The organism is Streptomyces noursei ATCC 11455 (assembly GCF_001704275.1).
GTDB classification, from domain to species: Bacteria; Actinomycetota; Actinomycetes; order Streptomycetales; family Streptomycetaceae; genus Streptomyces; species Streptomyces noursei.
In genome coordinates this window covers 7,270,712-7,296,050 of the sequence record NZ_CP011533.1, presented here as the reverse complement: position 1 = coordinate 7,296,050, position 25,339 = coordinate 7,270,712, and the positions used below count along the sequence as shown (strand labels likewise).

Sequence of the window (25,339 nt, the reverse complement as noted above, 5' to 3'; positions counted from 1 at the left end):
GACCCCGCGACTACCCGTCACCTCACGTGACGTCGTCGTAACCGCGGCGCCCGTCCTTGGTTCCGTCCCCGTCGGCCTGCTCCGGCAGCATCCGGGTCGGCGCGACCGGCTCGATCGCCTCGATGTCGGTGGGCGTCAGGTCGAGCTCGGACGCCTCGTCGTCGGCCAGTTCCCGGTCGGGGTTGGCCAGCCGCCGGCGGCGGTCGTTGAACAAGCAGATGCCCACGGCGCCGAAGTACAGCAGCACGATCGGCGCGGCCAGCAGCGACATCGTCAGCGGGTCACCGGTCGGCGTGGCGACCGCCGCGAAGATCGTGATGCCCAGCACCATGAACCGCCACCAGCTCAGCACCCGCTTACCGGTGAGCACGCCACCGAAGTTCAGCAGCACCAGCAGCAGCGGCAGCTCGAAGGACAGCCCGAAGACCAGGACCATCCGCGTGACGATGTCGAAGAAGTCGTCGGCCGGGAAGAGGTTGGACCAGTCGCTCGGGGTCAGGCCGACCAGCGCGCCCGCGGTGGTCGGCAGCACCGCGTAGGCGAGGTAGGCGCCACCCAGGAAGAGCGGCGCACCGGCGGCCACGAAGCTCAGCGCGTACTTCTTCTCGTGCTTGTGCAGGCCGGGAGCGAGGAAGGCCCACAGCTGGTAGAGCCAGAGCGGGCTGGCTGCGACCAGGCCCACGGTCAGCGACAGCTTGAGCATGATCGTGAACGGCGCGATGAAGCCGTTCGCGACGATCTCCGCGCACGGATGGGGCTGCCCACCGGCGGAAACACCACCCTTGGGGCAGCCCACGGCGGCGATGGTCGGCCCGGTGATGAAATGGGCGATGGGGTCGTACTGCCACATGGCGACGACGGTGACCACGAGGATCGCGAGCACCGATTTCAGCAGCCGGTTGCGCAGCTCACGCAGATGCGCCGCGAGGGGCATCCGCCCCTCGGGGTCCTTCTGCTGATTGCGGGCAGACTTGAGCAACCCACTTCCTCGTCTCGTACGTCAGCCGCACCGACGGCGTCGGCACGGCCGGGATCGGCTGGGTCAGCTCTGGTTGGTGCGGTTCGGCTCTGCCACGGGGCGCGAGCTGGCCACGTCACCGGGCGCAGCCTGAATCGTACGAGGCGCCTGCTGGGCAGCGTCGGCCGGAGCCTGCGACGCGGTGCCGGCGTCAGCCGTCCGCTCCGCCTCGCTCTCCTTCTTCATCGCCTTGGCCTCGCTCTTGAGGATGCGGGCCGACTTGCCGAGCGAACGCGCCATGTCCGGAAGCTTCTTCGCGCCGAACAGCAGGAAGATCACGGCGATGATCAGCAGAATCTCGGGGAGCCTCAGGTTGGCTAGCATGTGCGACTACCTTCTCGCCGGGGCGGCGTCTCCTGTGGTGCCTGCCGATGGAGTCGGACTGGCGTCCTGGTGGTGCCTCGATCGTAACGTTCGGCGGTGAACGTCCGGCAATCCCCGTGCATCCTGTGGATTGACCGCGCCACCGCGGTATCTGAACCGCTGAGCAGCCTACCTTCCGGACGTCCGCGTCAGCAGGGTGCTGCCGCCGTCAGCTACGGTCGCGTCCCACGTCGTGCATCCGGGAGGCGAGCGGCACCGCGGCGCGTTCCAGGTCCTGTGCGGCCCGCTGGATCCGCTCGGTCGCCGTGCCGACCTCCCTGGCCAGCCGCCGCACCTCCGCGAAGACACGGATGGCGAGGACTCCGAGGACGGCGATCCCCAGGAAACCGAGGGCGACAGCGATCATGGGCCAGAGCATGGGGCGAGCCTATCGGGCCGCTCCGGCCCGACGGGCCCGGCGGACGGCGCGCGGCACCGATCAGCCAGTGTGCAACCGCAGCGTGCGCACCCCGCCACCGGTCAGCAGCTCGACGATCCGCTCCCCGGCCGGCCGGCGCACCGCCCGGCCGCAGTCGGGGCAGGTGAAGGAGTAGAAGGTGGTGCGGCGGCTGGCGCCGATGGCCAGCCGGAAGGCGTCCGAGGCGAGCTCGAAGCGCCCTCGGCACTCCGGGCAGGCCGCCTTGAAGAGCACCGGAGCGGCCATGTCCGCCAGAGTGGTCGTCGCCATCGTGGTCGTCATCCTTCGCTGCCTCCTACGGTCATCGGTGCGCCGGCCCGCCGCCAGGGCGGGCCGGTCTCACTCGCCGTACGCCGTGAGCGCCTGCCGGGCGGCCTGCCGGGCGCTGGCCGCCAGCGCCGGCGGCGACACGATCCGGCCGTCCCCGCCCAGCCGGAGCGCCAGCCGGCGCAGCGACGCCGGGTCGGGCGTGCGCAGGGTGATCCGCAGGCCCCCGTCGGGGAGTTCCTCGGCACTGTCGTGCGGGTAGTACTCGGCGACCCATCGGCCGCCGGGCCCGACCTCGATGGCGACCTCGGGATCCTCGGCCGCGGGCTGGACCAGCCCTTCCGACAGGTCGCGCAGCTCGACCGGCGGCGGGTCGGCGGGCGCGTCCAGCAGTCTGATCTCGGCGACCCGGTCGAGGCGGAAGGTGCGCCGGGCCTCGGAGAGCCGGCACCACGCCTCCACGTAGGTGTGGCCGACGGCGAAGAGCCGGATCGGGTCCACCTCGCGCTCGGTCAGCTCGTCGCGGGCCGGGGAGTAATAGCGCAGCCACAGCCGACGCCGCTCGGCGATGGCGCGGTCCACGTCGGCGAAGACCCCGCCCTCGGACTCGAAGGTCACCGACAGCCGGGAGCTGGCCCCGGCCGCCTCGCCGGCCGCCGCCTCCAGCTTGGCGGTGGCCCGCAGCAGCGCCTGCCGGTCGCCCTCGCGCAGCCCGGGGAGGGTGGCCACCGCGCGGGCCGCCACCAGCAGCGCGGTGGCCTCGTCGGCGGCCAGCCGCAGCGGCTCGGCGACGTCGTCGGGGTTGTGCCACCAGATCCGGTCGCCGTCGGTGTCGATGTCCATCAGATCGCCGCCGCGGAAGCTCGTCCCGCACATCGGCAGCACGTCGAGGTCGGCGATCAGCTCGTCCTCGGTGATGCCGAAGGCCCGGGCGACGTCGTTGACGCGGGCGCCGGGGCGCTCGCGCAGATAGGTCACCAGCGACAGCATCCGGCGGGTCTGGTCGATCGCGTTCGTAGCCATGTTCCGTCCCCCACTCAGCCCTTGGCCACCGCGCGCAGCCGGTCGATGACCTCGGCCCGCAGCTCCGCCGGTTCCAGTACGACCACATCGGGCCCGAACTCCACCAGCCAGGCGTCGAGTCCGTGCCCGTAGGGGATCTCCAGCTCGTCCCAGTCACCGTCCAGCGCGCGGACGGCCAGCGCCCGGGCGCGCAGCGGATAGCCGTGCCCGGTGCGGAGCTTGATCCGCGCGGTGCCGGTGGCGGTCTCCCCCGCCCAGCGCTCGACGGTCTCGCGGACGGTGACGTGGTCGGGCACCGGCGCGGTGAACTTCCCCTGCCGGGAACGGACCTTGCCGGTGATCCGGGAGAGCCGGAAGACCCGCTCGGCGCCGCGGTCCCGGTCCCAGCCGGCGACGTACCAGTGGCCGCGCCAGCACTCCAGGATCCAGGGCTCGATGTGCCGCTGCTCGGGGTGGGCGGCGTTGGACTTGCGGTAGTCGAAGACGACCGGGCGGCGGTCCCGGCAGGCCAGCATCAGCGGTTCGAAAGCCGCCTCGTGGGTGGGGATGCGGGGCTCCAGCGCGCTGTGCGGCGCTGCCGCCTCCACCTCGTCGCGCTCCCCGGCCAGCGGCATCCCGGCGGCCCGCAGCTTCTGCAGGGCGCCACTGGCCGCGCCGGCCAGCCGGGCCTGCTGCCAGACCTTGGCGGCCAGCCCGAGGGCCGCGGACTCCTCGGCGTCCAGCGTGATCGGGGGCAGCCGGTTGCTGTCGCGGCGGGCGAGGTAGCCGACCTCGCCGTCGATGCCGTCCACGGTCTCGATGACCAGGCCCAGCTCGCGCAGGTCGTCCTTGTCCCGCTCGAACATCCGGTTGAAGGAGTCGTCGCCGGCGGTGCTCCCCGTCCCGAAGCCCGTCCCCGCGCCCGGCCCGAAGGCTTCGACATAGGCCTCGATCGAAGACCGCAGCTCGTGCTTGCTCAGCGGGCGTCGCGTCCCCAGCAGGCACAGCGCCAGATTCATCAGCCGCTCGGCCTTGGCAATCGCCATCGACGCCCTTTCTCGTTGGCTCCCAACGGGTGACCGTACCGCCCTGGGTGCGTACCGCAAAAGCGGAGGGCCCGCGCCGGTCGGCGCGGACCCTCACTGCGTCCTACGGGCGTCTCAGACGGCGACCAGGTCGCAGACGAAGATCAGCGACTCGTTGGGCGCGATCCGGCCACCGCCGGCGCCGCGCTCACCGTAGGCGAGGTGCGGCGGGATGGTCAGCCGACGCCGGCCGCCCACCTTCATGCCCTGCACACCCTGGTCCCAACCCGCGATGACCTGACCGGCGCCCAGCTGGAACTGGAGCGGCTTGCCGCGGTTCCAGCTCGCGTCGAACTCCTCGCCGGTGCTGAAGGAGACGCCGACGTAGTGCACGGAGACCATGTCCCCGGCCTTGGCGACCGGCCCGTCGCCCTCCCACAGGTCCACGATCTCCAGGTCAGTGGGAACCGGGCCCTCGGGGAAGTCGATCTCGGGCTTGTCGATGTTCACGTATGTGCTCCTACTTGCGAATCTTTGCGATTACCGGGTCAGTCTGGCAGATCGCGCAGGTCACCCGGGTCAGACCGTGCCGACGATGTCGACCACGAAGACCAGGGTGTTCTTCGCCAGCTCGTGCTGCGGGCTGGCGCCGTAGCCCAGCTTCGGCGGGATCACGATCTCCACCCGGTCCCCGACGTGCTTGCCGACCAGCGCCTGGTCCCAGCCCTGGACGACCTGCCCGGTGCCGATCTGGAAGGCGGTCGCGCCACCGTGGTCCCACGACGAGTCGAACTTCTTCCCGTCCTCCCACTTCACGCCGGTGTACTGGGCGATCAGGCCGTCACCGGCCTTGACCTCCGGGCCCTTGCCCTGGATCAGCACCTGCTGCTTGAGGTCGGTGGGCGCCTTCTCCCCCTTGGGGATGGTGATCGTCGCGGCCTTGTCGTCCTCGGCCTTGGCCTCCGGCATCCCGTCCTCCGGCGCCGCCTGGGTGCCCTCGGCCTTCGCCTTCTTGTCCACCTTCTTCGCGCCGACCACGTCGACGACCCAGACCAGGCCGTCCTCCGGCTTGATCCCCGACTGCGGGTTAAGGCCCTCGCCGATCAGCGCCTTGGCGGTGCCCTCGACCTCGAACCGGCCGCCGACCTTCTGCCCGGCCGCGGCGGTCAGCACCTTCGGCGGCAGCATCTGCTGCGTCATCTGGTCGGTGACCTCGGTGACGACCTGGGTGCGCGCCGCACCCGGCTTGGCGCCCGGCTGCGGCGTCCAGCTGCTACCGAGGTTCTGGCCCTTCATGGTCTGCGCGGAGAAGTCCAGCCGCACCAGGTCGCCCTTGTTGACCACCGCGCCCTTGCCCTCGACCAGGGTCTTGGTGACGGCCTTGTCGGCCGGCTTGGCGTCCTTGGGCACGGAGATCGTCGGCTTCGCACCGGGCTTGCCCGTCACCTTGACCACCGCCTCGTCGGAGGTCTTGCCGTCGTCGGACCCGCAGGCGGCGGTGAGGAGCAGAACGGGCACCGCCAGCGCGGCAGCGACGGCGCGACGGGTGTGCGTGGCGAAGGGGCGGGGGAAGCGCCCCCCGGGAGAATTCAGCATCTGTCCAACTCGGGCTCGTGGGGTAGATGGGCAATGCCCGCCACTCTACGACCTGTCGCTGTGGCCGCTTCCGGTAAACACAGCGGCCCGGCCCGACACGACGATGCGCCGGGAGCATTCACGCTCCCGGCGCACCCTTGCGCATTCCGGACACTCACATTCCGGCGATCAGCTTCTCCACCCGGTCGTCCACGGAACGGAACGGGTCCTTGCACAGGACCGTGCGCTGTGCCTGGTCATTGAGCTTCAGATGCACCCAGTCGACCGTGAAATCACGACGCTGTTCCTGGGCCCGGCGAATGAAGTCGCCGCGCAACCGCGCGCGCGTGGTCTGCGGCGGAACCGACTTGCCCTCGAAGATCTTCAAGTCGTTGCAGATCCGCGCCGCTTGCCCCTTCCGCTCCAGGAGGTAGTAAAGACCCCGGCGGCGGTGGATGTCGTGATACGCGAGGTCTATCTGGGCCACGCGCGGATGGGACATGCTGATGTTGTGCTTCGCGCGATACCGCTCGATGAGCTGATGTTTCATCACCCAGTCGATCTCGGTCGCAATACGGTCCAGCTCCTGGTCGCGAACGGCTTCCAGCGTGCGGCCCCACAACTCCAGGACGCGCTCGACGGTGCCGGTGCGGATTCCGCGGCGGTCGCAGAAATCCACGGCCTTTTCGTAGTACTCCTGTTGCACTTCGAGCGCGGACGCCTCACGTCCGCTGGCCAACCGCACCTTGCGCTGTCCGGTGGTGTCATGACTGACCTCGCGGATCGCCCGGATCGGGTTCTCCAGCGTCAGATCGCGCATGACGGTGCCCGCCTCGATCATCCGCAGCACGAGGTCGGTGGCGCCGACCTTGAGCATCATCGTGGTCTCGGACATGTTGGAGTCACCGACGATGACGTGCAGACGGCGGTAGCGCTCGGCGTCCGCGTGCGGTTCGTCCCGGGTGTTGATGATCGGCCGGGAGCGGGTGGTCGCCGAGGAGACGCCCTCCCAGATGTGCTCGGCGCGCTGACTGACGCAGTAGACCGCGCCACGCGGCGTCTGCAGCACCTTGCCGGCGCCGCACAGCAGCTGCCGGGTGACGAGGAACGGAATGAGGATGTCCGCGAGCCGGGAGAACTCGCCGTGCCGGGCCACGAGATAGTTCTCGTGGCAGCCGTAGGAGTTTCCCGCCGAATCGGTGTTGTTCTTGAAGAGATAGACGTCGCCCGCGATTCCCTCCTCGTGCAGGCGGCGTTCGGCGTCGACGAGCAGACCTTCGAGAATGCGTTCGCCGGCCTTGTCGTGGGTGACCAGCTCGGTCACGTTGTCGCACTCGGGAGTTGCGTATTCCGGGTGTGAACCCACGTCCAAGTACAGGCGGGCGCCGTTCCGCAGGAAGACATTGCTGCTGCGGCCCCATGACACGACACGGCGGAAGAGGTACCGCGCCACTTCGTCAGGCGACAGTCGGCGCTGTCCCCTGAACGTGCACGTGACGCCGTACTCGTTCTCCAGCCCGAAAATGCGGCGGTCCATGACTGAACATTACGCCTGATGGCCTGCTCTGAAACCGGGTTCGACGGCCCCGTTTCGATCATTTTCCGCCCGGACCGCACCGGCGGCGGGCATCACCGGTTCCCCGAGGAATCGCTTCATCGACAAAAGCACCAGCAGCGCGGCGACTCCGGAGGCGCCGGCGACCGCGAACCCCGAGGCCGGTCCGCCGTCCTCCAGCACCGGGCCGGCCACCGAGGCGCCCACCGCCGAGCCGACCCCGAACGTCGTCACCAACCAGGAGAACGCCTCCGTCACCGTCCCCTTGGGCGCATGCCGGTCCACCACCACGAACGCGCAGGCCAGGGAAGGCGCGAGGAACACCCCGGCGAGACCGGTCAGCGCCGTCATCCCGGCCACCCCGGGCACCAGGAACAGCGGGAGATAGCCCAGCGACAGCAGCGCCACGAGCAGCCGCAGTCGCGCCTCCGGACGCCCCGGCCACTGCCGGGCGCCGTAGACCAGGCCACCGAGCAGCGCGCCCAGGCCGAGCGCGGAGAGCAGACAGCTGGAGACCATCCCGCCGCCGTGCCGGTCGGAGTAGGCGACCGCCGCCACCGCGATCGACCCCAGCGCCAGCCCGACGAAGAAGAACGCGCCGATCAGCACCAGCATCCCGGGCGAGCGCAGGGCGCCGAGCCAGTGCGCGTCCCGGGGCGCGCTGCGCCACTGCCGCGACGGCGCGGAGACCACGACGGAGAGCGCGCCGAGCACCCCGATCGCGTTGATCACCAGCAGCGCCGCCCCGGGCGACCAGGCCGCCACGCAGAGCGTGACCAGCAACGGCCCGACCGCGAACATGACTTCCTGGGCCACCGCGTCGAGCGCGTACGCGGCGTGCACCCGGTCCGCCCGCTGGAGCACCCCGGGCCACAGCGCCCGCAGCCCGCCCTCCAGCGGCGGGGTGAAGAACCCGGCGATCGCCACCGCACCGTAGGCGGCCCAGCGCGGCTCCACCCCGACGGCGGCGAGCAGCGCCATGCCGAGCGCGGAGAGCACCGAGGCGGGCAGCATCACCCGGGGCTGGCCGTAGAGATCCACCGCGCGGCCGAGCAACGGCTGGCCGATGGCGTTGCAGACGCCGTAGATCGCGGACAGCGCGCCGGCCAGGGCGTAGCTGCCGCCCTGACCCCGGACGAAGAGCACCAGCGCCAGCGCCGCGGTGGCGTTCGGCAACCGGCCGATCAGGGTCCCGGCCAGCAGCCGGGCGGCATACCGGGTCCTGAGCAAATCCGCATATCCCGCGGCCACGCCTGCCCCTCTCCGCCCGGTCCGACGCCGGGACGTGTTACGTATAACTTGCGGCGTCATACGTACCATGGCGGCAACCCGCGGGTCCACCCCGCAGTGCCGGACCCAAGGAGTGACGCACCCGGTGAGCAGCCACGAGGGCGCCGCGCCCACCGTCCCCGAACTCGCGCGGACAGGCACCCCCGGCCGGGCCGCCGCCCGGGTCACCAGCCGCGACGTCGCCCGCGCCGCCGGCGTCTCGCAGGCCGCGGTCTCCCTGGTCCTCGGCGACAAATGGCGCGGTCGGGTCTCCCCCGGCAAGGCCGAGGCGGTCCGGGCCGCCGCCCGCGAACTGGGCTACCGCCCCAACCTCGCCGCCCGCAGCCTGCGCACCGGCCGCACCCGCACCGCGCTGCTCGTCGTCCCCGCGCTCACCACGGAGTTCTTCGCGCGGGTCTATACGGGAGCCGCCCGGATCGCCGCCGACCACGACTTCGGCGTGGTCCTCTACCCCTCGCCCGAGGGCATCGGCCCGGCCCGCGACCCGTTCGCCTCCGCCTCGGCCGCCCTGGACGGCGTGATCGCCTCGTCGATGGCGGCCGACGCCCTGGCCGCGCTGCGCACCGCCGGACTGCCGCTGGTCATGCTCGACAGCGACCCGGGCGACGCCACCGCCTCGGCCACCGTGAACCTCGACATCGCCGACGGCGTGCGGCAGTTGGCCGCCCACCTCACCGGCCTCGGACACCGCCGGATCGCCCATCTCGCGGCCGACGTGGACTCCTGGACCTTCGCCGTCCGCACCCGGACCCTCACCGACGCCCTGGCCGGCACCCCGGACGTGGTCGTGCACCGGGTGCCCACCGCGCTGGGCGTGGACGCCGGCCTGCGGGCCGCACACACCGCGCTGACCGCCCCCGGGCCCCGCCCCACCGCCCTGCTGTGCGACGACGACATCATCGCCGCCGGCGCCTGCAAGGCGGTGCGCCGGCTCGGCCTGCGGATCCCCGAGGACGTCTCGGTCACCGGCTTCGACGACCTGGCCCTCGCCGTGGCCGTGGAGCCGGAACTGACGACCGTGCGGCTGCCCGCCGAGGAGTTCGGCGAGGCGGGGATGCGGGCCCTGATGGCCGTCCTGGACGGCGCCCCGACCGATGCCGCCACCCTCCCCGTCGCCCTCGTCCCGCGCGGCTCCACGGCGCCGCCGCCGGGCGCCCCGCACAACACCGCGCGCCCCGGCGGGTGATGACCCACCGGGGCGCGCGGTCCGGGCGGCCGGCCCGGAAGCGGTGTGCCGCGGTCCTCAGTCGTCCGCGGCGCCGGACTCCGGCTCGTCGCCGTCCGCCGCGGACGCACCTGAGCCGTTCTTCCGCGCGGCGCCGCCCTTGCCGGCGCCCTTGCCGTTCCCGTCGGAGGGGCCGGTGCCCGAGGACTCCCCCGTGCTCTCCGTGGGCCCGTCCTTCTCCTGCTCCCCGGCGGCGTGTTCGTCCAGCAGCCGGGACAGCTGCCGCCCCAGGACCCGCTTGAACTTCCGCTTCTGCGGGCGGGTGCGGTCCAGCACCGCCACTTCGAGGTGCTCGGCGGTCAGCGTGCGCTCGCCGCCGTTGGTGTCCCGGGAGAGCGAGTCCACCGCCAGCCGGAGCGCCTCCGCCAGGGTCATGCCGTCCCGGTGGCGCTGGTCGAGGTAGCTGCTGATCTGGTCGGCGTTGCCGCCCACCGCGACCGAGCCGTGCTCGTCCACGATCGAGCCGTCGTGCGGCAGCCGGTAGATCTGGTCGTCCTCGGGGGCGTTGCCGACCTCGGCGACGATCAGCTCGACCTCGTAGGGCTTCTCGGCCGCGCTGGAGAAGATCGTGCCGAGCGTCTGGGCATAGACGTTAGCCAGCCCGCGGGCGGTCACGTCCTCCCGGTCGTAGGTGTAACCACGCAGGTCGGCGTAGCGGACGCCGCCGATCCTCAGGTTCTCGAACTCGTTGTACTTGCCGACCGCCGCGAAGGCGATCCGGTCGTAGATCTCGCTGACCTTGTGGAGGGCGCGGGAGGGATTCTCGGCGACGAAGAGCACGCCGTCGGTGTACTGCAGCACCACCACGCTACGACCGCGCGCGATGCCCTTGCGGGCGTACTCGGCGCGGTCGGCCATGGCCTGCTGGGGTGAGACATAGAACGGCGTCGACACCGGCTATCCGTCCCTTCCTGTCAAAAGCTCTCTCGCTGTCTGGGGGCGCACCGCGGAACCATCCGTCCCGTCAGAGCAGCGCGGCGCGCGGGCCGTCGGGCTGGTCGAGGCGGCGCTCGTGCACGGCACGGGCGATCTCCGAGACCTCGGCCTCGGTCAGCTTCTTGAAGCCCTCTTCGGTGATCGCCGTGACGATCGGGTAGATCCGCCGCGCCATGTCCGGCCCACCGGTCGCCGAGTCGTCGTCGGCGGCGTCGTAGAGCGCCTGCACGACGGCGGTGGCGGCCTGATGCTCCGTGAAGTCCTCCCGGAAGAGCTTCTTGAGCGCGCCGCGCGCGAAGACCGAGCCGGAGCCGGTCGCCGCGAAGCCGTGCTCCTCCGAGCGCCCGCCGGTGACGTCGTAGGAGAAGATCCGGCCCTTCTCGCGGTCGAGGTCGTAGCCGGCGAACAGCGGCACCACGGCGAGGCCCTGCATGGCCATCCCGAGGTTGCTGCGGATCATCGTCGAGAGCCGGTTCGCCTTGCCCTCCAGGGAGAGTTGGGCCCCCTCGACCTTCTCGAAGTGCTCCAGTTCCAGCTGGAACAGCTTGACCATCTCCACCGCGAGACCGGCCGTGCCCGCGATGCCGACCGCCGAGTACTCGTCGGCCGGGAAGACCTTCTCGATGTCGCGCTGTGCGATGACGTTGCCCATCGTCGCCCGGCGGTCGCCGGCGAGCACCACACCGCCGGGGAACGAGGCCGCCACGATGGTCGTGCCGTGCGGGGCCTCGATGACCCCCTGCACCGACGGCAGCGGGCGGTTGCCCGGCAACAGTTCGGGCGCGTGCCGCCCGAGGAAGTCCACGAAGGACGAGGATCCAGGCGTCAGGAAGGCAGCCGGCAGACGCCCGGTGCTTGGAGTGTTGGCTTCCACACGTTTCCTTCCGGATACTCGGCCGCCCGCCCGAGGTACGTCCGGCCGACTCCTTGAATTGACCCAAGGTTGCGTTGCAGCTGAAGCAGCGTACGCCTCGGACCCTACCCGCCCCGGAGCCGTGATCCACATCGTGGGATCCCGATATCGAACGGACCGGGCGGCACCGCCCGAAGCCATGCGCGCCGGCCGGGCGCCGTGCGTGGGAATTCCTCTTCCCCCCGCGCACGGCACACCGACCGGCGAGCGTCAGATATATGCGCCCGATTTGCGGTTACTGTCCGCCTTTTTGGACAAATGACCGCACGAAATCCTCAGCGTTTTCTTCGAGGACGTCGTCGATCTCGTCCAGGACGGAATCCACGTCGTCGGACAATTTCTCCTGGCGTTCCTTGAGGTCCCCCGACGCCTCCGCGTCCTGCGTCTGCTCCTCGACCTCTTCGGTGGACCGGGTGGCCCGCTGCTGTCCGCCGCCGCTGTCCTTGGTCGCCATATCCCTCACCCCGCTCGGTTTGCCCCGCTCGATGTGACCTTCAAGATCCGACCCTACAAGCAGGGTCCGACATCGGCCCTGCACTTGCTGCAACGCCCGGGAGTCACCTCGATGATTCCCGCACCGCGGTCGTTTCAGCCGTGGATCAGCCGTGGATCATGGTGCATTTGCCATGAACCTGCCCCGCTTCAGCGTCCGGACAACGTCCTGACCAGCTCTTCTGCCGTCCGACAGCGGTCCAGCAGCTCCTTCACGTGCTTACGGGTCCCACGCAGCGGCTCCAACGTGGGCACCCGCTGCAGAGAGTCACGACCGGGCAGATCGAAGATGACCGAATCCCAGGAGGCGGCGGCCACGTCGTCCGCGTACTGCTCCAGGCAGCGGCCGCGGAAGTAGGCCCTGGTGTCCTCCGGGGGCTTCAGCTCGGCCTGTTCGACCGCCGGCTCGTCCAGCAGCCGCTTCATCCTGCCGCGGGCCACCAGACGGTTGTACAGGCCCTTCTCGGGGCGCACGTCGGCGTACTGGAGGTCGATGAGGTGCAGCCGCGCGGCGTCCCAGTCCAGGCCGTCACGACGGCGGTAGCCCTCCATCAGCTCCCGCTTGGCGACCCAGTCCAGCTCGCCCGACAGGCTCATCGGGTCGTTCTCCAGCCGTCCCAGCACGTCCTCCCAACGGGAGAGCACGTCCCGGGTCTGCTCGTCGGCGTCCGCGCCGTAGCGGTCCTCGACGTACTTGCGGGCCAGCTCGAAGTACTCCATCTGGAGCTGCACCGCGGTCAGCGTGCGCCCGCTGCGGAGGGAGATCAGATGGCGCAGCGACGGGTCGTGCGAGACGTGGTGGAGGGTGCGTACCGGCTGGTCGACGGCGAGATCGACGGCGATGAAGCCGTCCTCGATCATGGACAGCACCAGCGCGGTGGTGCCCAGCTTCAGGTACGTCGAGATCTCGGAGAGGTTGGCGTCGCCGATGATCACGTGCAGCCGGCGGTACTTCTCGGCGTCCGCGTGCGGCTCGTCGCGGGTGTTGATGATGGGCCGCTTGAGGGTCGTCTCCAGGCCCACCTCCACCTCGAAGTAGTCGGCGCGCTGGCTGAGCTGGAAACCGTGCTCGTGGCCGTCCTGGCCGATGCCGACGCGTCCGGCGCCGGTGACCACCTGCCGGGAGACGAAGAACGGCGTCAGGTGGCGCACGATGTCCGAGAACGGGGTCTCCCGTTTCATCAGGTAGTTCTCGTGCGTCCCGTAGGAGGCGCCCTTGTTGTCGGTGTTGTTCTTGTAGAGGTGGATGGGCTGGGCACCGGGGACCTGGGCCGCGCGCTCGGCGGCCTCGGCCATGATCCGCTCGCCGGCCTTGTCCCACAGGACCGCGTCCCGCGGGTTGGTGACCTCGGGCGCGCTGTACTCGGGGTGTGCGTGGTCGACGTAGAGCCTGGCCCCGTTGGTGAGGATGACATTGGCCAGGCCGATGTCCTCGTCCGTCAGCTGGCTGGAGTCGGCGGCCTCGCGGGCGAGGTCGAAGCCGCGGGCGTCCCGCAGCGGGTTCTCCTCCTCGAAGTCCCAGCGGGCACGTCGTGCCCGGTGCATCGCCGCCGCGTAGGCGTTGACGACCTGGGACGAGGTGAGCATGGCATTGGCGTTCGGGTGGCCGGGGACGGAGATCCCGTACTCCGTCTCGATGCCCATTACTCGCCGTACGGTCATGCGGCCCTCCTTGCCCGGCGGCGCCCCCGGATGGGGCAGGCGCTCGAAAACCGCTGCGCTTCCGGTCCGTGTGCGTTCCCCGCGTCCGCACAGCGAGACGCAGCGGTACCGAAGAGCCTAGAACGCCTTTGCGGCGCTGGGGAGATCATTACAGTCATTGCTCCAGTCCGGTTTTCCCCGATCCGTCGCCGGCTCGCCGGGGCGATCCGCCGCCCCCGGAAATGCGTCCGGCTGCGGACGCCCCGTGCAGGACATCCGCAGCCGGCGAGCGGTGTTACAGGTATTGGCCGGTATTCGCCACCGTGTCGATGGAGCGACCGGTGTCCGCGCCCTGCTTTCCGGTGACCAGGGTGCGGATGTAGACGATCCGCTCACCCTTCTTTCCGGAGATCCGGGCCCAGTCGTCCGGGTTGGTGGTGTTGGGCAGGTCCTCGTTCTCCTTGAACTCGTCCACGCATGCCTGGAGGAGGTGGGAGACCCGCAGACCTTTCTGGTTGTGCTCCAGGAAAGCCTTGATGGCCATCTTCTTGGCACGACCCACGATGTTTTCGATCATCGCGCCGGAGTTGAAGTCCTTGAAGTAGAGGACTTCCTTGTCACCATTGGCATAGGTGACCTCCAGGAAACGGTTTTCCTCGGATTCCGCGTACATCTGCTCGACGACCGACTGGATCATTCCGCTGACCGCCGCCTTACGGGAATTCCCGTGCTCGGCGAGATCGTCGGAGTGCAGCGGGAGCCTTTCCGTGAGGTACTTCGAGAAGATGTCCTTGGCGGCCTCCGCGTCCGGACGCTCGATCTTGATCTTCACGTCGAGGCGACCGGGGCGCAGGATCGCGGGGTCGATCATGTCCTCGCGGTTCGAGGCGCCGATCACGATCACGTTCTCCAGGCCCTCGACGCCGTCGATCTCGGAGAGCAGCTGCGGGACGATGGTGTTCTCCACGTCCGAGCTGACTCCGGAGCCACGGGTCCGGAAGAGGGAGTCCATCTCGTCGAAGAAGACGATGACGGGCGTGCCCTCGCTGGCCTTCTCCCTGGCCCGTTGGAAGACCAGGCGGATGTGCCGCTCGGTTTCGCCGACGTACTTGTTGAGCAGCTCGGGGCCCTTGATGTTCAGGAAGAAGCTCTTCCCGGCGGGCTGCCCGGTCACCTCGGCGACCTTCTTGGCAAGGGAGTTGGCGACCGCCTTGGCGATGAGGGTCTTGCCACAGCCGGGCGGGCCGTAGAGCAAGACGCCCTTGGGCGGGCGGAGTTCGTGCTCCTTGAAGAGGTCCGGGTAGAGGTAGGGGAGCTCGACCGCGTCCCGGATCAGCTCGATCTGACCGCTCAGACCGCCGATCTTGGTGTAGTCGATGTCCGGGACCTCTTCGAGGACCAGCTCCTCGACCTCGCTCTTGGGGATGACCTCGTAGACGTAGCCGGAGCGGGAGTCGAGCAGCAGGGCGTCGCCGGGGCGGATGGTGATGTCCAGCAGCGGCTCGGCGAGCCGCACCACCCGCTCCTCGTCGGTGTGCCCGATGACCAGCGCGCGCTCGCCGTCCTCCAGGACTTCCTTGAGGGTGACGATGTCGCCGGCACTCTCGAACTCCATGGCCTCGACCACGTTGAGTGCTTCGTTGAGCATCACCTCTTGGCCGCGCCGGAGGTCCTCGGCCTCGACGCTGGGGCTGACGTTCACCCGGAGCTTGCGGCCCCCGGTGAAGATGTCGACGGTGCCGTCCTCGTTCGCCTGCAGGAAGACGCCGAAACCGGCGGGCGGCTGCGCGAGCCGGTCGACCTCCTCCTTGAGGGCGACGATCTGGTCGCGGGCCTCGCGGAGCGTATTGGCGAGGCGTTCATTCTGAGCGGAAACGCCGGCCAGGTTGGTCTGCAGCTCGACGATCCGCTCTTCGAGAATCCTCGTGTGCCGCGGAGAGTCGGCGAGCTTGCGTCGCAGGACGGCGATCTCCTGCTCAAGATAGGCAACCTGACCGGCTGGATCTTCAGACCCGCGCCCCGGCCGGATGCCGCGGTTGATGTCGTCGTCGTGGGCTGCCACGGTCCTCACCTCCTCCAAGGAGCTGGACGCTTCCAGACCCTACCTGGGCCGGTGCAGGTTGAAACCCCTAGATCGAAAAGACTGTCGGGGTGTGTCCGATCTTCACCCTTGCGCACGTCCTCACGCCAGGGGAATACCCACCCAACAACATCGGAAAGCGAGCGGTTGTATCGTCGAGTCGGTCAACACCCGTCAGGGCTGGCGCCACTTAGGCAAAAACGGTTCACGTACGCAAGAACGGCAGGCGAGATGACCGCGCAGGACGAAGCACCGGAGCTGGAAGTCTGGATCGACCAGGACCTGTGCACCGGGGACGGGATCTGCGCGCAGTACGCGCCGGAGGTCTTCGAGCTGGACATCGACGGCCTGGCGTACGTCAAGAGCCCCGACGACGAGCTCCTGCAGGAGAAGGGCGCCACAACCCGCGTGCCGTTGCCGCTGCTCAATGACGTGCGGGACTCGGCCAAGGAGTGCCCCGGCGACTGCATCCACGTGCGCCGGGTCGCGGATCTCGTCGAGGTCTACGGGCCGGACGCGGAGTGACCGGCCGCGCCGACGCCGAGTAGACACGGCGCGGACGCGGCGTAGAGACGACGTAGGCACGGCGTAGCGGAACACGGGACGCCCGCACGCCGTGTGAGGAATCAGGCACCCTCGGTTGCCGTATCGGCGGGGAGTTCGCTCTGGACGAACTTCCCGCCTTGCCATTGCCACTTGACGGTCTTGTGCACGTCCGGCATGTAGCGCGGCACGTCAGGTGAGGAATAGCCCTGGACGGTCGCGGAGACGACGCGGCCCTCCAGGTCGATGTCCTGGACGGAGAGCCGCTGGGCGGGCGCCAGGAGCGTCGCCACGATGCGTGGAGCGGCCTTGGGGTCCGAGGGCTGGGCGAGGACGTAGACGCCGCTGGGTGGGGTGCCGGCCCCGCTGTGGCAGCGGACCACGGCGACGGTCTGGATGCCGCCCGCGCCGTCGAGGTCCCCGGAGACCTTGCGGACCACGTCGAGGCGGTTGGGTCCGCAGTTGACGGGGAAGGCCACCCGGCCCGGGTCGGGGGCCGCCGCGGCGACCGGGGCGTCCTTGACGGACGACGCACTGGCGGCGTTGGCGGTGGCACTGGGGGGTTGGACGAGGGACGAGACCGCGATCACGGCCGAGACGGCGGTGGCGGTGGCGAGCCAGTGCATGGGGTGGGGCTGGGTGTGCAACAGGTCCTGGCCTGCCAAGGGCTGCACGCGGGGTAACTCCTGTGAGGTGCTGTGGCGGTGGGAGTGCCCAGCATCGTTCCACAGCGGGCGGCGGCAAGGAACCGGCGGGGGCGGAGTTTTCCACGATTTCCGCACCGGTTCGCGAGGGGAACGAAGCGGCGCCGCCGACGGTTCCCGCTCGGGGGAACTCGTCGGCGGCGCCGGTCGGTTCGGTGGCCTCTCGGCCGGTGTCAGCCGCGCTCGGGCGACCCGTCCGCGAGGTCGGCGGTGAGGTCGGCCGCGGCGGCGCCGTCGGGCTTGCCGGGGGCGCTCTTCTCCCGCCCGCCCGACGCTGCCGGTTCCCGCCCACCGGGACCGGTGTAGTCCTCGCCGTAAGCGCCCTTCGCGGGCCGGCGGCGGCGCAGCGGGGGCTCGACGCCGTCCGCCAGCCGGCGGGCGGTCAGCAGGAAGCCGGTGTGGCCGATCATGCGGTGGTCGGGGCGGACGGCCAGGCCCTCCACGTGCCAGGTGCGGACCATGGTTTCCCAGGCCGACGGCTCGTTGAAGGTGCCGTGTTCGCGGATCGCCTCCACGGTGCGGGCCAGCTGCGTCGTCGTCGCCACGTAGGCGCAGAGGATGCCGCCGGGCACCAGGGCCTTGGAGACGGCCTCCAGGCACTCCCAGGGGGCCAGCATGTCCAGGATGACCCGGTCGACGTCGGTGTCGGAGAGGTTGTCCTGGAGGTCGCCGACGGTGAGCGTCCAGGCGGGGTGCGGACCGCCGAAGTAGCGCTCCACGTTCTGGGTGGCGATCTCGGCGAAGTCGGCGCGGCGCTCGTAGGAGTGCAGCATGCCGTCGTCGCCGATGGCGCGCAGCAGGAAGCTGCTGAGCGAGCCGGATCCCACCCCCGCCTCGACGACGCGGGCGCCGGGGAAGATGTCGGCCATCGCCAGGATCTGCCCCGCGTCCTTGGGGTAGACCACGGCGGCACCGCGGGGCATGGACAGGACGTAGTCGGGGAGCAGGGGACGCAGCGCGAGGTAAGCGACGTTTCCGGTGGTACGGACAACACTGCCCTCGGGCGCGCCGATCAGCTCGTCGTGGGGGAAGGCTCCCTTGTGGGTGTGGAAGCTCTTGCCCTCTTCGAGCGTGAAGGTGTAGTGGCGTCCCTTGGGGTCGGTGAGCTGGACCTGGTCCCCGACCTTGAAGGGCCCGCGACGGCGGGCGGCACCGGTCGGTTCGGACATGTGACCAGCCTACCGGCCGTTTGGCGTCCCCCGTACCGCGGGCGCCGGACCGGCCTCTCCCCCGGGCCCGTCGAACGGGGCCGGCCCCCCAGCTGGGGGCTGCCCAGGGGCGGGCCCGGTCATGCCCGCCCGGAACCGGATGCCCGCGGGGCGAGCGCCCGGGCCGGGCGTCGGAGAGGCGGCCGGGTGCACCGGGTCGCGGGTTCCGGGTTCCCGGTCGCGGGTTCCGGACCGGGTGTTCCTGGGCGGATGTTCCGGACCGGGGGTTCCGGGGCGATCGGTCAGGGCGTGCGGGCCATGGCGGCCACGAAGGCGCGTTCCACGTCGCTGGTGGAGAGGACGCCGTAGATCTCGCCGGAGTGCTCGACGACGAGGTATTCCGTGGCGGGGGTGGCGCGCAGGTGGTCCAGGAGGTCCTCGCCGGCGAGCTCGGCGCCGACCCGCATGCCGTCCTTGAGGTCCTGGGCGAGGGTGCCGACCGTGACCCAGGGGCGGCGGTGCTCGGGGATGCCGACGATGGCGGCCTCGCGGACCAGGGCGGTGGGGAATCCCTGCCGGTCGACGACGACCAGGGCGCGGGCGCCGGCGTCGTCGGCGCGGCGCAGCGCCTCGGACAGCGGGGTGTCGGTCTCGACGGGGATGGCGCGCCGGGTGAGCGTACGGGCGGTGAGGCCGGGGAGGCGTTCGCGCAGGCGGGCCATGCGAAGGCTGTTGCCGGCGCCGGTCCAGATGATCGCGGCGAGGATCGCGGCGAGCAGGGCGTCGGTGAGCGAGTCGGCGCCGCCGATCTCCTCGGGGGCCCGGCCGAGGGCGCCGGTGTGGGTGAGCAGCGGCAGGCCGATGAGGACGGTGACGGCCAGCGCGCGGCCGACCCAGGCGGCGGCGACGGTGCCGCTCATCGGCCTGCCGGTGAGCTTCCAGACGACGGCGCGCAGCATCCGGCCGCCGTCCAGGGGGAGGCCGGGGAGCAGGTTGAAGACGGCGACGATGAGGTTGGAGATCATCAGGCCGGCGAGCAGCACGCCGGGGACGGTGCCCGGTTCGACCAGTTGCATGCCCACGTAGAAGACGCCGGCGAGGACCAGGGAGAGGAGCGGGCCGACGAAGGCCAGGACGAACTCCCGCCCGGGGGTCTCGGTCTCCTTCTCTATCTCCGAGACGCCGCCGAAGAACTGGAGCTGGATCCGGCGGACGGGGAGCTTGAAGCGGATCGCCGCGACGGTGTGCGCGAGTTCGTGGACGAGCACCGAGGCGTAGAAGGCGACCGCGAAGAACAGGGAGACCAGGTAGCGGGCGGCGCCCAACTCGGGGAGGACCCGCTCCAACTGGCCGCCGAACACCCAGGTGATCAGGGCGGCGACCAGGAACCAACTGGGCGCGACGTAGACGGGCACACCGAAGGGGCGGCCCATGAGGATGCCGCCGCCGGGGGCCTTCGGCTCGGTGTGCGCCCGGTCCTCTCCCCCTGGTGTGCCCGGGGTGCCCGGGGACGGCGGCTGGGGTCCGTCGGGGGCGTGTTCGGTCGGCTGGGGCGGCCGGTCCGGCCCCGACTCCTGGGGGTCCTGCGGCTTCCCGCTCTCGTCCACGGCGTCCCCTCGTCGAATACGGCTACGGCACCTGCACTGTCTGACAACTCGATCATGCAGGGCAAAGGTGCCCGACGTCGATGGTATGCGGAGCTTCCGGCCGCACTCGGCCGCGGGGTCGGGCAGCGGTCTCACCGTCGGTGACGCGTCGGCGATTGTCAGTGGCGGGCCGTAGGGTTCTGTGCATGGGATGGAGCACGGAGAAGACCGAGGCGGAGGCGCCGGGCGGCGGTCCGGAGCCGGCGGCGGCGGCCGCGGTGCCGGCGCAGGGTGCGGTGCCGGCGGGGGCCGTGGAGCCGGCGCGGGGCGGGGCGCAGCCGCCGGTGGCGCTGTCGCCGTCGCGGGCGAGCGACTTCATGCAGTGCCCGCTGCTCTACCGCTTCCGTGTGATCGACAAGTTGCCGGAGAAGCCGAGCCCGGCGGCGACCCGGGGCACGGTGGTGCACGCCGTGCTGGAGCGGCTCTTCGACGCCCCCGCGGCGCAGCGCACGGCCGTCGGGGCCCGCGCGCTGGTGCCGGTCGAGTGGGAGAAGCTGCTGGCCAAGCGCCCCGAGCTGGCCGAGTTGTTCGCGGACGACGCGGACGGGGAGCGGTTGGGGCAGTGGCTGGCGGAGGCCGAGGCGCTGGTGGACCGCTGGTTCACGCTGGAGGATCCGACGCGGCTGGAGCCGGCCGACCGCGAGCTGTACGTCGAGACGGTGCTGGAGTCCGGGCTGCGGCTGCGGGGGTTCATCGACCGGGTCGACGTGGCGCCGACGGGCGAGGTGCGGCTGGTCGACTACAAGACCGGCAAGGCGCCCCGGCCGCAGTTCGCCGAGGGCGCGCTGTTCCAGATGAAGTTCTACGCGCTGGTGGTGTGGCGGTTGCGGGGCGTGGTGCCGCGCCGGCTGCAACTGGTGTACCTGGGCAACGGCGAGGTGCTGACGTACGACCCGGACGAACGCGATCTGCGGGGCGTGGAGCGGAAGTTGCTGGCGCTGTGGGAGGCGATCCAGCAGGCGACGGAGACCGGGGACTGGCGTCCGCGGCCGACGAAACTGTGCGGCTGGTGCGACCACCAGGCGCACTGCCCGGAGTTCGGCGGCACTCCCCCGGTGTATCCGTTGCCCGTGCGGGCGACGGCGGCGGATCCGGTCGGGGGTCCGGGGGTCGTCCCCCGGGAAACGCAGCCGTTGTCCGTGCGGGCGACGGCGGCGGATCCGGTCGGGGGTCCGGGGGTCGTCCCCCGGGAAACGCAGCCGTTGTCCGTGCGGGCGACGGCGGCGGATCCGGCCGGGGGTCCGGGGGTCGTCCCCCGGGAAACGCAACCGTTGCCCGTGCGGGCGACGGCGGCCGATCCGGCCGGAGCGCCCGGGGCGGCGCCCCGGGAGGGGCACTCGGTGCGCCCGGCGGACGGCGAGGCCGGGCCGCAGGGCAGAATGGAGCGGATCGAGTAGATCCCTCCCCGTCGAAGGAGAGCTAGTGGCAATCCGCGTCCTGCTGGTCGACGACCAGCCCCTGCTGCGTACGGGTTTCCGGATGATTCTGGAGGCCGAGCAGGATCTGGCGGTCGTCGGTGAGGCGGGCGACGGACTCCAGGCACTGGAACAGGTACGGGCGCTGCAGCCCGATGTGGTGCTGATGGACATCCGGATGCCGCGGATGGACGGGGTCGAGGCGACCCGGCAGATCACCGGCCCGGCGAAGGACGGCCCGGCGAAGGTGCTGGTGCTGACCACGTTCGACCTGGACGAGTACGTCGTCGAGGCGCTGCGGGCCGGGGCCAGCGGCTTCCTACTCAAGGACGCCCCGGCGCATGAGCTGGTGCAGGCGATCCGGGTGGTGGCGGCGGGCGAGGCGATGCTCGCGCCCAGCATCACCCGGCGCCTGCTGGACAAGTACGCCGGCCATCTGCCGTCGGGCGAGGAGCCGGTGCCGAACACCCTCCACACGCTCACCGAGCGGGAGGTGGAGGTGCTGAAGCTGGTGGCCCGCGGCCTGTCGAACGCGGAGATCGCGGCGGATCTGTTCGTCAGCGAGACGACGGTCAAGACGCACGTCGGCCACGTGCTGACGAAGCTGGGGCTGCGGGACCGGGTGCAGGCGGCGGTGTACGCCTACGAGAGCGGGCTGGTGCGGCCCGGCGCCCAGTAGGCCGCGCGCGGGCGAAGGCGTCACCCACGGCGGCGGGGCCGGCCCGGGAAGTCCCGGACCGGCCCCGCCGCCGTGCTGCTCCGGCGTGCCGCCGGTCCGGCTCAGGCGTCGGTCGACTTGCTGATCTCCCAGAAGCGGAAGACGGTCGAGGAGTCCAGGGTCCATTCCAGGCCGGAGACTCCCTGGCGGGCCACCGCGTACTGCTTGCCCTGCCAGATCGGTATCACCGGCAGGTCCTTGGCGATGATGTCCTGGAGCTCGCGGAAGGCGGCCTTGGTGGCGCCGCGGTTGGGCTGGTCGGCCGTCTCGGGCAGCAGCCGGCCGGTGATGTCGGGCGAGCTGTAGTGGTTGGCCAGCACGCTGTCCTTGCCGAAGAACGGCTGGGTGAAGTTGTCCGGGTCCGGGTAGTCGGGGATCCAGCCCTTGACGTAGACGCCGAACTTGCCGCCGGCCATGCCCTGGTCGTACTCCTGGGTGGGCACGCTGTGCACCTTGGCCTCGAACAGGCCGCTGGCGTTGAGCTGTTCGGCGATCTCCTGGACGGCGGCGACGGTGCCGGGGCCGTACCGGTCCGGGGTGGCCCACAGGGTCAGCGGGACCTTGCCCTGGACGCCGGCGTCGCGCAGTGCGGCGGCGGCCTTGTCGGGCTGCGGGCGGTCGCCGTAGGTGTTGAAGAAAGCGGTGTTGTGGCCGGTGATGCCGGCCGGGACGACCGAGTACAGCGGTTCGGCGGTGCGCTGGTAGACGTCCCGGACGAGGGTGGAGCGGTCCAGGAGGTAGGCGATGGCCTTGCGGACGCCGAGCTTGCCGGCGACCGGGTCCTTGAGGTTGAAGACCAGGTGCATGACCTCGGCGCTGCCGCCCTCGACGACCTGGGTGCCGTGCTGCTGGTGCAGGGACGCCTGGTCCAGCGCGGCGATGTCCTTCATGGCCAGGCCGCGGTAGGCCAGGTCGATGCCGCCGCCCTGGACGGCCTTCTTGAGCTGGTCGCGGTTGGCGTAGAACTTCAGGGTCATCCCGGAGTTCTTGGCCTTGGCGGGGCCCTTGTAGGACGAGTTGACCGAGAACTTGGCCTGCTCGGGGCCGTAGGAGTCGAGGGTGTAGACGCCCGAGCCGACGGCCTTGCCGTCGGTGCGCAGCCGGTCGGCGGGGTAGGCGGTGTGGTCGACGATGGAGCCGGCGCCCGAGGCGATCTTCATGGGGAAGGTGGCGTCGGGCGACTTGAGGTGGAAGACCACCGTCCTGGCGTCCGGGGTCTCGACGCTCTCCAGGGCGGAGAACATCACGGCGGGACCCTTGTCGTCCTTGATGCGCTGGATGCGGTCGAAGGAGAACTTGACGTCCTGTGAGGTGAGCTGGTCACCGTTGCTGAAGGTCAGGCCGTCCTTGAGGGTGCAGCGGTAGACCTTGCTGTCGGAGCCGGTGAAGCCGCAGCTCTCGGCGGCCTCCGGTTCCGGCGTCGTCTGGCCCTTGGGGAAGCTGAGCAGCGACTGGAAGACGTTGTTGAACAGCAGCCAGGAGTCGGGGTCATAGCCCGAGGCTGGGTCGGTGGCCACGACCTTGCCGGTCGTGCCCATGACGACGGGCTCGCCGTGGCCGGACGACGCCGAGGTGTCGGTGCCGCACCCGGCGACCGCGAGCAGGACTGTCGCCAGCCCCGCTCCGATCGGGGCGGCCAGCCACTGGTCACGCTTCACTCGGTGGTTCCTCACGTTCTGGTGGTGCCGATCGGGCCGCGGCGGGGTGCCGCGGCGGTGGACGGTGCGGGGCGGGCCGGCGGTCAGCTGGAGACGCCGCGGCCCAGCTCCCAGATCTGCAGCGCCGAGGCGGAGTTGACGGCCCATTCGACGCCGGTGATGTTGTCATGGGCGGCGACGTACTGCTTGCCCTGCCACAGCGGGAGGTACGGGACGTCCTCGGCGAGGATGTCCTGGGCCTGCTTGAAGCCGGCCCCGGCGGCGTTGCGGTCGGTCTGCTGGCGGGTGGTGGGGATCAGCTGCGACTCGATCTTGTCGTTGCGGTAGGGGGAGTTGAGGAAGTTCCCCTTGCCCACGAACGGCGCGATGTAGTTGTCCGCGTCGGGGATGTCGGCGAACCACCCCATGCCGTAGGCGGCGTACTTGCCGCTCGACCCGTCGGTGCGGAACTGCTGCCAGCGGTCGATGCCCTTGATGCTGACGTCGAACAGCTTGGTGCTGTTGAGCTGCTGCTGGAGGGCGGCGAACTCCTTGGCCGTGTTGGGGCCGTAGTGGTTCTTGCTGTAGGTCAGGGTGAACTTCACCGGGGTGGTGATGTTCGCCTGCTGGAGGGTCTGCCGGGCGGCGGCGACGTCGGGGTTGCCGTACTTGGTGTAGAAGGAGTTGATGTGCCCGGTGAGGCCGCTGGGGACGAGCGAGTAGAGCGGGTCACCGGTGTACGAGTAGACGTCGCGCACCAGCTGGGAGCGGTTGACGACCTGGGCGATCGCCTGCCGGACGGCCTTGTTGGAGACGGCCGGGTCCTTGATGTTGAAGGCGATGTAGCGGATCTCCTGGCCGGGCATCTCCTGGAGCGTGAGGTGCTTGTCCGAGGAGTTCTGCAGGCCCTTGACCTCGTCGGGCGTCAGGCCGCGGCTCAGCAGGTCGACGTCGCCCTTGCGGAGCGCCGCCGCCATGCCCGCCGAGTCGTCGAAGAACCGCATCTCGACCTTGTCGTTCTTCACCGTCAGCCCGCCCTTGTACTCGGGGTTCTTGGTGAAGACGGCCTTGGTGAGGCGGTCGCCGCTGTGCTCGGTCTTGACGGTGTACGGGCCCGAGCCGACCGTCTCCCAGCCCTTGTAGAGGCTGTTCCTGGGGTACACCTGGCTGTCGACGATGGCCGCGGCGGGGGTGGCGAGCTTCTGCGGGAAGGTGGCGTCCGGCTTGGTGAGGTGGAAGACCACCTCGCGGTCGCTGGGCGTCTCGACCCGGTCGATGTCGTCGAGCAGCGACACCGGGCCGTTGGTGTAGTTGATGGCCCGCATCCGGTCGAAGGAGAACTTCACGTCCTGGGCCGTCAGGTCGTGGCCGTTGGAGAACTTCAGGCCGCTGCGCAGGGTGCAGCGGTACTGCTCGTTCTGGGTGTCCCGGAAGCCGCACGACTCGGCGGCCTCGGGCACCACGGCGGTACCGGTCCGGGGCAGCCGCATCAGCGTCTGGAAGGTGCTGCGCAACACGTTCCAGGCGTCGACGTCGTACGCCTGCGCCGGATCCAGCGGCGCGGGCGCCGCCTTGGTGGCCTCGATCTGCGAGGCGACGCCGACCACGATCGGCGAGCCGTCCGAGCTCGCGCCGTCGGTGTTGCCGCAAGCAGCGAGAGCCGGGGCGAGGAGACCGGCAGCCAGCGCCGGCAGCACCAAGGTCTTGCGATTCATCGTCGGCAGGTTC

23 protein-coding genes and 1 pseudogene are annotated in these 25,339 nt (G+C 70.6%); 4 read left to right on the top strand and 20 right to left on the bottom strand.

Going from position 1 to position 25,339, the window contains the following annotated elements:
- Positions 1–22 precede the first annotated feature (22 nt).
- The 10 genes from tatC to SNOUR_RS30935 form a co-directional block, all read right to left on the bottom strand.
- Positions 23–979 (bottom strand): twin-arginine translocase subunit TatC, encoded by a 957-nt coding sequence (tatC, locus tag SNOUR_RS30980; RefSeq protein WP_067353570.1) that lies wholly within the window; start codon positions 977–979, stop codon positions 23–25.
- A gap of 63 nt (positions 980–1,042) precedes the next feature.
- Entirely contained in the window at positions 1,043–1,342 is a 300-nt protein-coding gene (gene tatA, locus SNOUR_RS30975; RefSeq protein ID WP_039637880.1) for a Sec-independent protein translocase subunit TatA, read from the bottom strand.
- 208 nt (positions 1,343–1,550) lie between these two features.
- Entirely contained in the window at positions 1,551–1,760 is a 210-nt protein-coding gene (locus tag SNOUR_RS30970; RefSeq protein ID WP_067353569.1) for a hypothetical protein, read from the bottom strand.
- Between the two features lie 60 nt (positions 1,761–1,820).
- Positions 1,821–2,081 (bottom strand): hypothetical protein, encoded by a 261-nt coding sequence (locus SNOUR_RS30965; RefSeq protein ID WP_052287004.1) that lies wholly within the window; start codon positions 2,079–2,081, stop codon positions 1,821–1,823.
- A gap of 57 nt (positions 2,082–2,138) precedes the next feature.
- The gene (locus SNOUR_RS30960; RefSeq protein WP_067353566.1) at positions 2,139–3,089 is read right to left on the bottom strand and encodes a helix-turn-helix transcriptional regulator; all 951 of its coding nucleotides are present in this window, start codon (positions 3,087–3,089) and stop codon (positions 2,139–2,141) included.
- A gap of 14 nt (positions 3,090–3,103) precedes the next feature.
- On the bottom strand, positions 3,104–4,114 hold the full coding sequence (locus tag SNOUR_RS30955; RefSeq protein ID WP_067353565.1) for a helix-turn-helix transcriptional regulator: 1,011 nt from the start codon (positions 4,112–4,114) through the stop codon (positions 3,104–3,106).
- Between the two features lie 114 nt (positions 4,115–4,228).
- Positions 4,229–4,603 (bottom strand): FKBP-type peptidyl-prolyl cis-trans isomerase, encoded by a 375-nt coding sequence (locus SNOUR_RS30950; RefSeq protein ID WP_039637875.1) that lies wholly within the window; start codon positions 4,601–4,603, stop codon positions 4,229–4,231.
- 69 nt (positions 4,604–4,672) lie between these two features.
- A complete protein-coding gene (locus tag SNOUR_RS30945; RefSeq protein ID WP_067353562.1) occupies positions 4,673–5,689 on the bottom strand; it encodes an FKBP-type peptidyl-prolyl cis-trans isomerase in 1,017 nt (338 codons plus the stop codon).
- Positions 5,690–5,843: 154 nt separating this feature from the next.
- The gene (gene pafA, locus SNOUR_RS30940) at positions 5,844–7,205 is read right to left on the bottom strand and encodes a Pup--protein ligase (protein ID WP_016570833.1); all 1,362 of its coding nucleotides are present in this window, start codon (positions 7,203–7,205) and stop codon (positions 5,844–5,846) included.
- Positions 7,206–7,214: 9 nt separating this feature from the next.
- Complete coding sequence (locus SNOUR_RS30935) at positions 7,215–8,474, bottom strand: MFS transporter (protein ID WP_067353559.1); 1,260 nt, start codon at positions 8,472–8,474, stop codon at positions 7,215–7,217.
- Between the two features lie 124 nt (positions 8,475–8,598).
- On the opposite strand from SNOUR_RS30935, the gene SNOUR_RS30930 reads away from it, so the two are divergent.
- Positions 8,599–9,699 (top strand): LacI family DNA-binding transcriptional regulator, encoded by a 1,101-nt coding sequence (locus SNOUR_RS30930; protein ID WP_067353557.1) that lies wholly within the window; start codon positions 8,599–8,601, stop codon positions 9,697–9,699.
- Between the two features lie 57 nt (positions 9,700–9,756).
- Here SNOUR_RS30930 and prcA read toward each other — a convergent pair whose 3' ends face one another.
- From prcA to arc, 5 genes are all read right to left on the bottom strand, one after another.
- Complete coding sequence (gene prcA, locus SNOUR_RS30925) at positions 9,757–10,632, bottom strand: proteasome subunit alpha (RefSeq protein ID WP_067353555.1); 876 nt, start codon at positions 10,630–10,632, stop codon at positions 9,757–9,759.
- A gap of 70 nt (positions 10,633–10,702) precedes the next feature.
- Positions 10,703–11,548 (bottom strand): proteasome subunit beta, encoded by an 846-nt coding sequence (gene prcB, locus SNOUR_RS30920; RefSeq protein WP_067353552.1) that lies wholly within the window; start codon positions 11,546–11,548, stop codon positions 10,703–10,705.
- A 274-nt stretch (positions 11,549–11,822) separates the two neighbouring features.
- On the bottom strand, positions 11,823–12,041 hold the full coding sequence (locus SNOUR_RS30915) for a ubiquitin-like protein Pup (protein ID WP_067353550.1): 219 nt from the start codon (positions 12,039–12,041) through the stop codon (positions 11,823–11,825).
- Positions 12,042–12,229: 188 nt separating this feature from the next.
- The gene (gene dop, locus SNOUR_RS30910) at positions 12,230–13,741 is read right to left on the bottom strand and encodes a depupylase/deamidase Dop (protein WP_359664227.1); all 1,512 of its coding nucleotides are present in this window, start codon (positions 13,739–13,741) and stop codon (positions 12,230–12,232) included.
- A 274-nt stretch (positions 13,742–14,015) separates the two neighbouring features.
- Complete coding sequence (arc, locus tag SNOUR_RS30905) at positions 14,016–15,782, bottom strand: proteasome ATPase (protein WP_067353545.1); 1,767 nt, start codon at positions 15,780–15,782, stop codon at positions 14,016–14,018.
- A gap of 249 nt (positions 15,783–16,031) precedes the next feature.
- Here arc and SNOUR_RS30900 point away from each other — a divergent pair, with 249 nt between their 5' ends.
- Complete coding sequence (locus tag SNOUR_RS30900) at positions 16,032–16,325, top strand: ferredoxin (protein WP_039637869.1); 294 nt, start codon at positions 16,032–16,034, stop codon at positions 16,323–16,325.
- Between the two features lie 101 nt (positions 16,326–16,426).
- Here the strand turns inward: SNOUR_RS30900 and SNOUR_RS30895 are convergent, their stop codons facing one another.
- The 3 genes from SNOUR_RS30895 to SNOUR_RS30885 form a co-directional block, all read right to left on the bottom strand.
- Positions 16,427–17,017 (bottom strand): hypothetical protein, encoded by a 591-nt coding sequence (locus tag SNOUR_RS30895; protein ID WP_067353543.1) that lies wholly within the window; start codon positions 17,015–17,017, stop codon positions 16,427–16,429.
- 203 nt (positions 17,018–17,220) lie between these two features.
- A complete protein-coding gene (locus SNOUR_RS30890) occupies positions 17,221–18,216 on the bottom strand; it encodes a tRNA (adenine-N1)-methyltransferase (protein ID WP_067353540.1) in 996 nt (331 codons plus the stop codon).
- 281 nt (positions 18,217–18,497) lie between these two features.
- Positions 18,498–19,802 carry a site-2 protease family protein gene (locus tag SNOUR_RS30885; protein WP_067353538.1) on the bottom strand — a complete coding sequence of 435 codons (1,305 nt, stop codon included), beginning with the start codon at positions 19,800–19,802 and terminating at the stop codon, positions 18,498–18,500.
- Between the two features lie 185 nt (positions 19,803–19,987).
- Between SNOUR_RS30885 and SNOUR_RS30880 the strand changes: the two are divergent.
- Together SNOUR_RS30880 and SNOUR_RS30875 are read left to right on the top strand one after the other, a co-directional pair.
- Positions 19,988–20,944: pseudogene (locus SNOUR_RS30880) on the top strand (RecB family exonuclease); the annotation flags it as partial.
- A 319-nt stretch (positions 20,945–21,263) separates the two neighbouring features.
- A complete protein-coding gene (locus SNOUR_RS30875) occupies positions 21,264–21,935 on the top strand; it encodes a response regulator (protein WP_067353535.1) in 672 nt (223 codons plus the stop codon).
- Between the two features lie 101 nt (positions 21,936–22,036).
- Here SNOUR_RS30875 and SNOUR_RS30870 read toward each other — a convergent pair whose 3' ends face one another.
- Together SNOUR_RS30870 and SNOUR_RS30865 are read right to left on the bottom strand one after the other, a co-directional pair.
- The gene (locus tag SNOUR_RS30870) at positions 22,037–23,632 is read right to left on the bottom strand and encodes an ABC transporter substrate-binding protein (RefSeq protein WP_067353532.1); all 1,596 of its coding nucleotides are present in this window, start codon (positions 23,630–23,632) and stop codon (positions 22,037–22,039) included.
- An 83-nt stretch (positions 23,633–23,715) separates the two neighbouring features.
- The gene (locus tag SNOUR_RS30865) at positions 23,716–25,326 is read right to left on the bottom strand and encodes an ABC transporter substrate-binding protein (RefSeq protein WP_067353529.1); all 1,611 of its coding nucleotides are present in this window, start codon (positions 25,324–25,326) and stop codon (positions 23,716–23,718) included.
- Between the last annotated feature and the right edge of the window lie 13 nt (positions 25,327–25,339).

Coding starts and splice junctions, on each gene's coding strand:
- tatA (WP_039637880.1), bottom strand. CDS start 1,342: ATGCTAGCCAACCTGAGGCTCCCCGAGATTCTGCTGATCATCGCCGTG.
- SNOUR_RS30970 (WP_067353569.1), bottom strand. CDS start 1,760: ATGCTCTGGCCCATGATCGCTGTCGCCCTCGGTTTCCTGGGGATCGCC.
- SNOUR_RS30965 (WP_052287004.1), bottom strand. CDS start 2,081: ATGACGACCACGATGGCGACGACCACTCTGGCGGACATGGCCGCTCCG.
- SNOUR_RS30960 (WP_067353566.1), bottom strand. CDS start 3,089: ATGGCTACGAACGCGATCGACCAGACCCGCCGGATGCTGTCGCTGGTG.
- SNOUR_RS30955 (WP_067353565.1), bottom strand. CDS start 4,114: ATGGCGATTGCCAAGGCCGAGCGGCTGATGAATCTGGCGCTGTGCCTG.
- SNOUR_RS30945 (WP_067353562.1), bottom strand. CDS start 5,689: ATGCTGAATTCTCCCGGGGGGCGCTTCCCCCGCCCCTTCGCCACGCAC.
- pafA (WP_016570833.1), bottom strand. CDS start 7,205: ATGGACCGCCGCATTTTCGGGCTGGAGAACGAGTACGGCGTCACGTGC.
- SNOUR_RS30915 (WP_067353550.1), bottom strand. CDS start 12,041: ATGGCGACCAAGGACAGCGGCGGCGGACAGCAGCGGGCCACCCGGTCC.
- dop (WP_359664227.1), bottom strand. CDS start 13,741: ATGACCGTACGGCGAGTAATGGGCATCGAGACGGAGTACGGGATCTCC.
- SNOUR_RS30900 (WP_039637869.1), top strand. CDS start 16,032: ATGACCGCGCAGGACGAAGCACCGGAGCTGGAAGTCTGGATCGACCAG.
- SNOUR_RS30890 (WP_067353540.1), bottom strand. CDS start 18,216: ATGTCCGAACCGACCGGTGCCGCCCGCCGTCGCGGGCCCTTCAAGGTC.
- SNOUR_RS30865 (WP_067353529.1), bottom strand. CDS start 25,326: ATGAATCGCAAGACCTTGGTGCTGCCGGCGCTGGCTGCCGGTCTCCTC.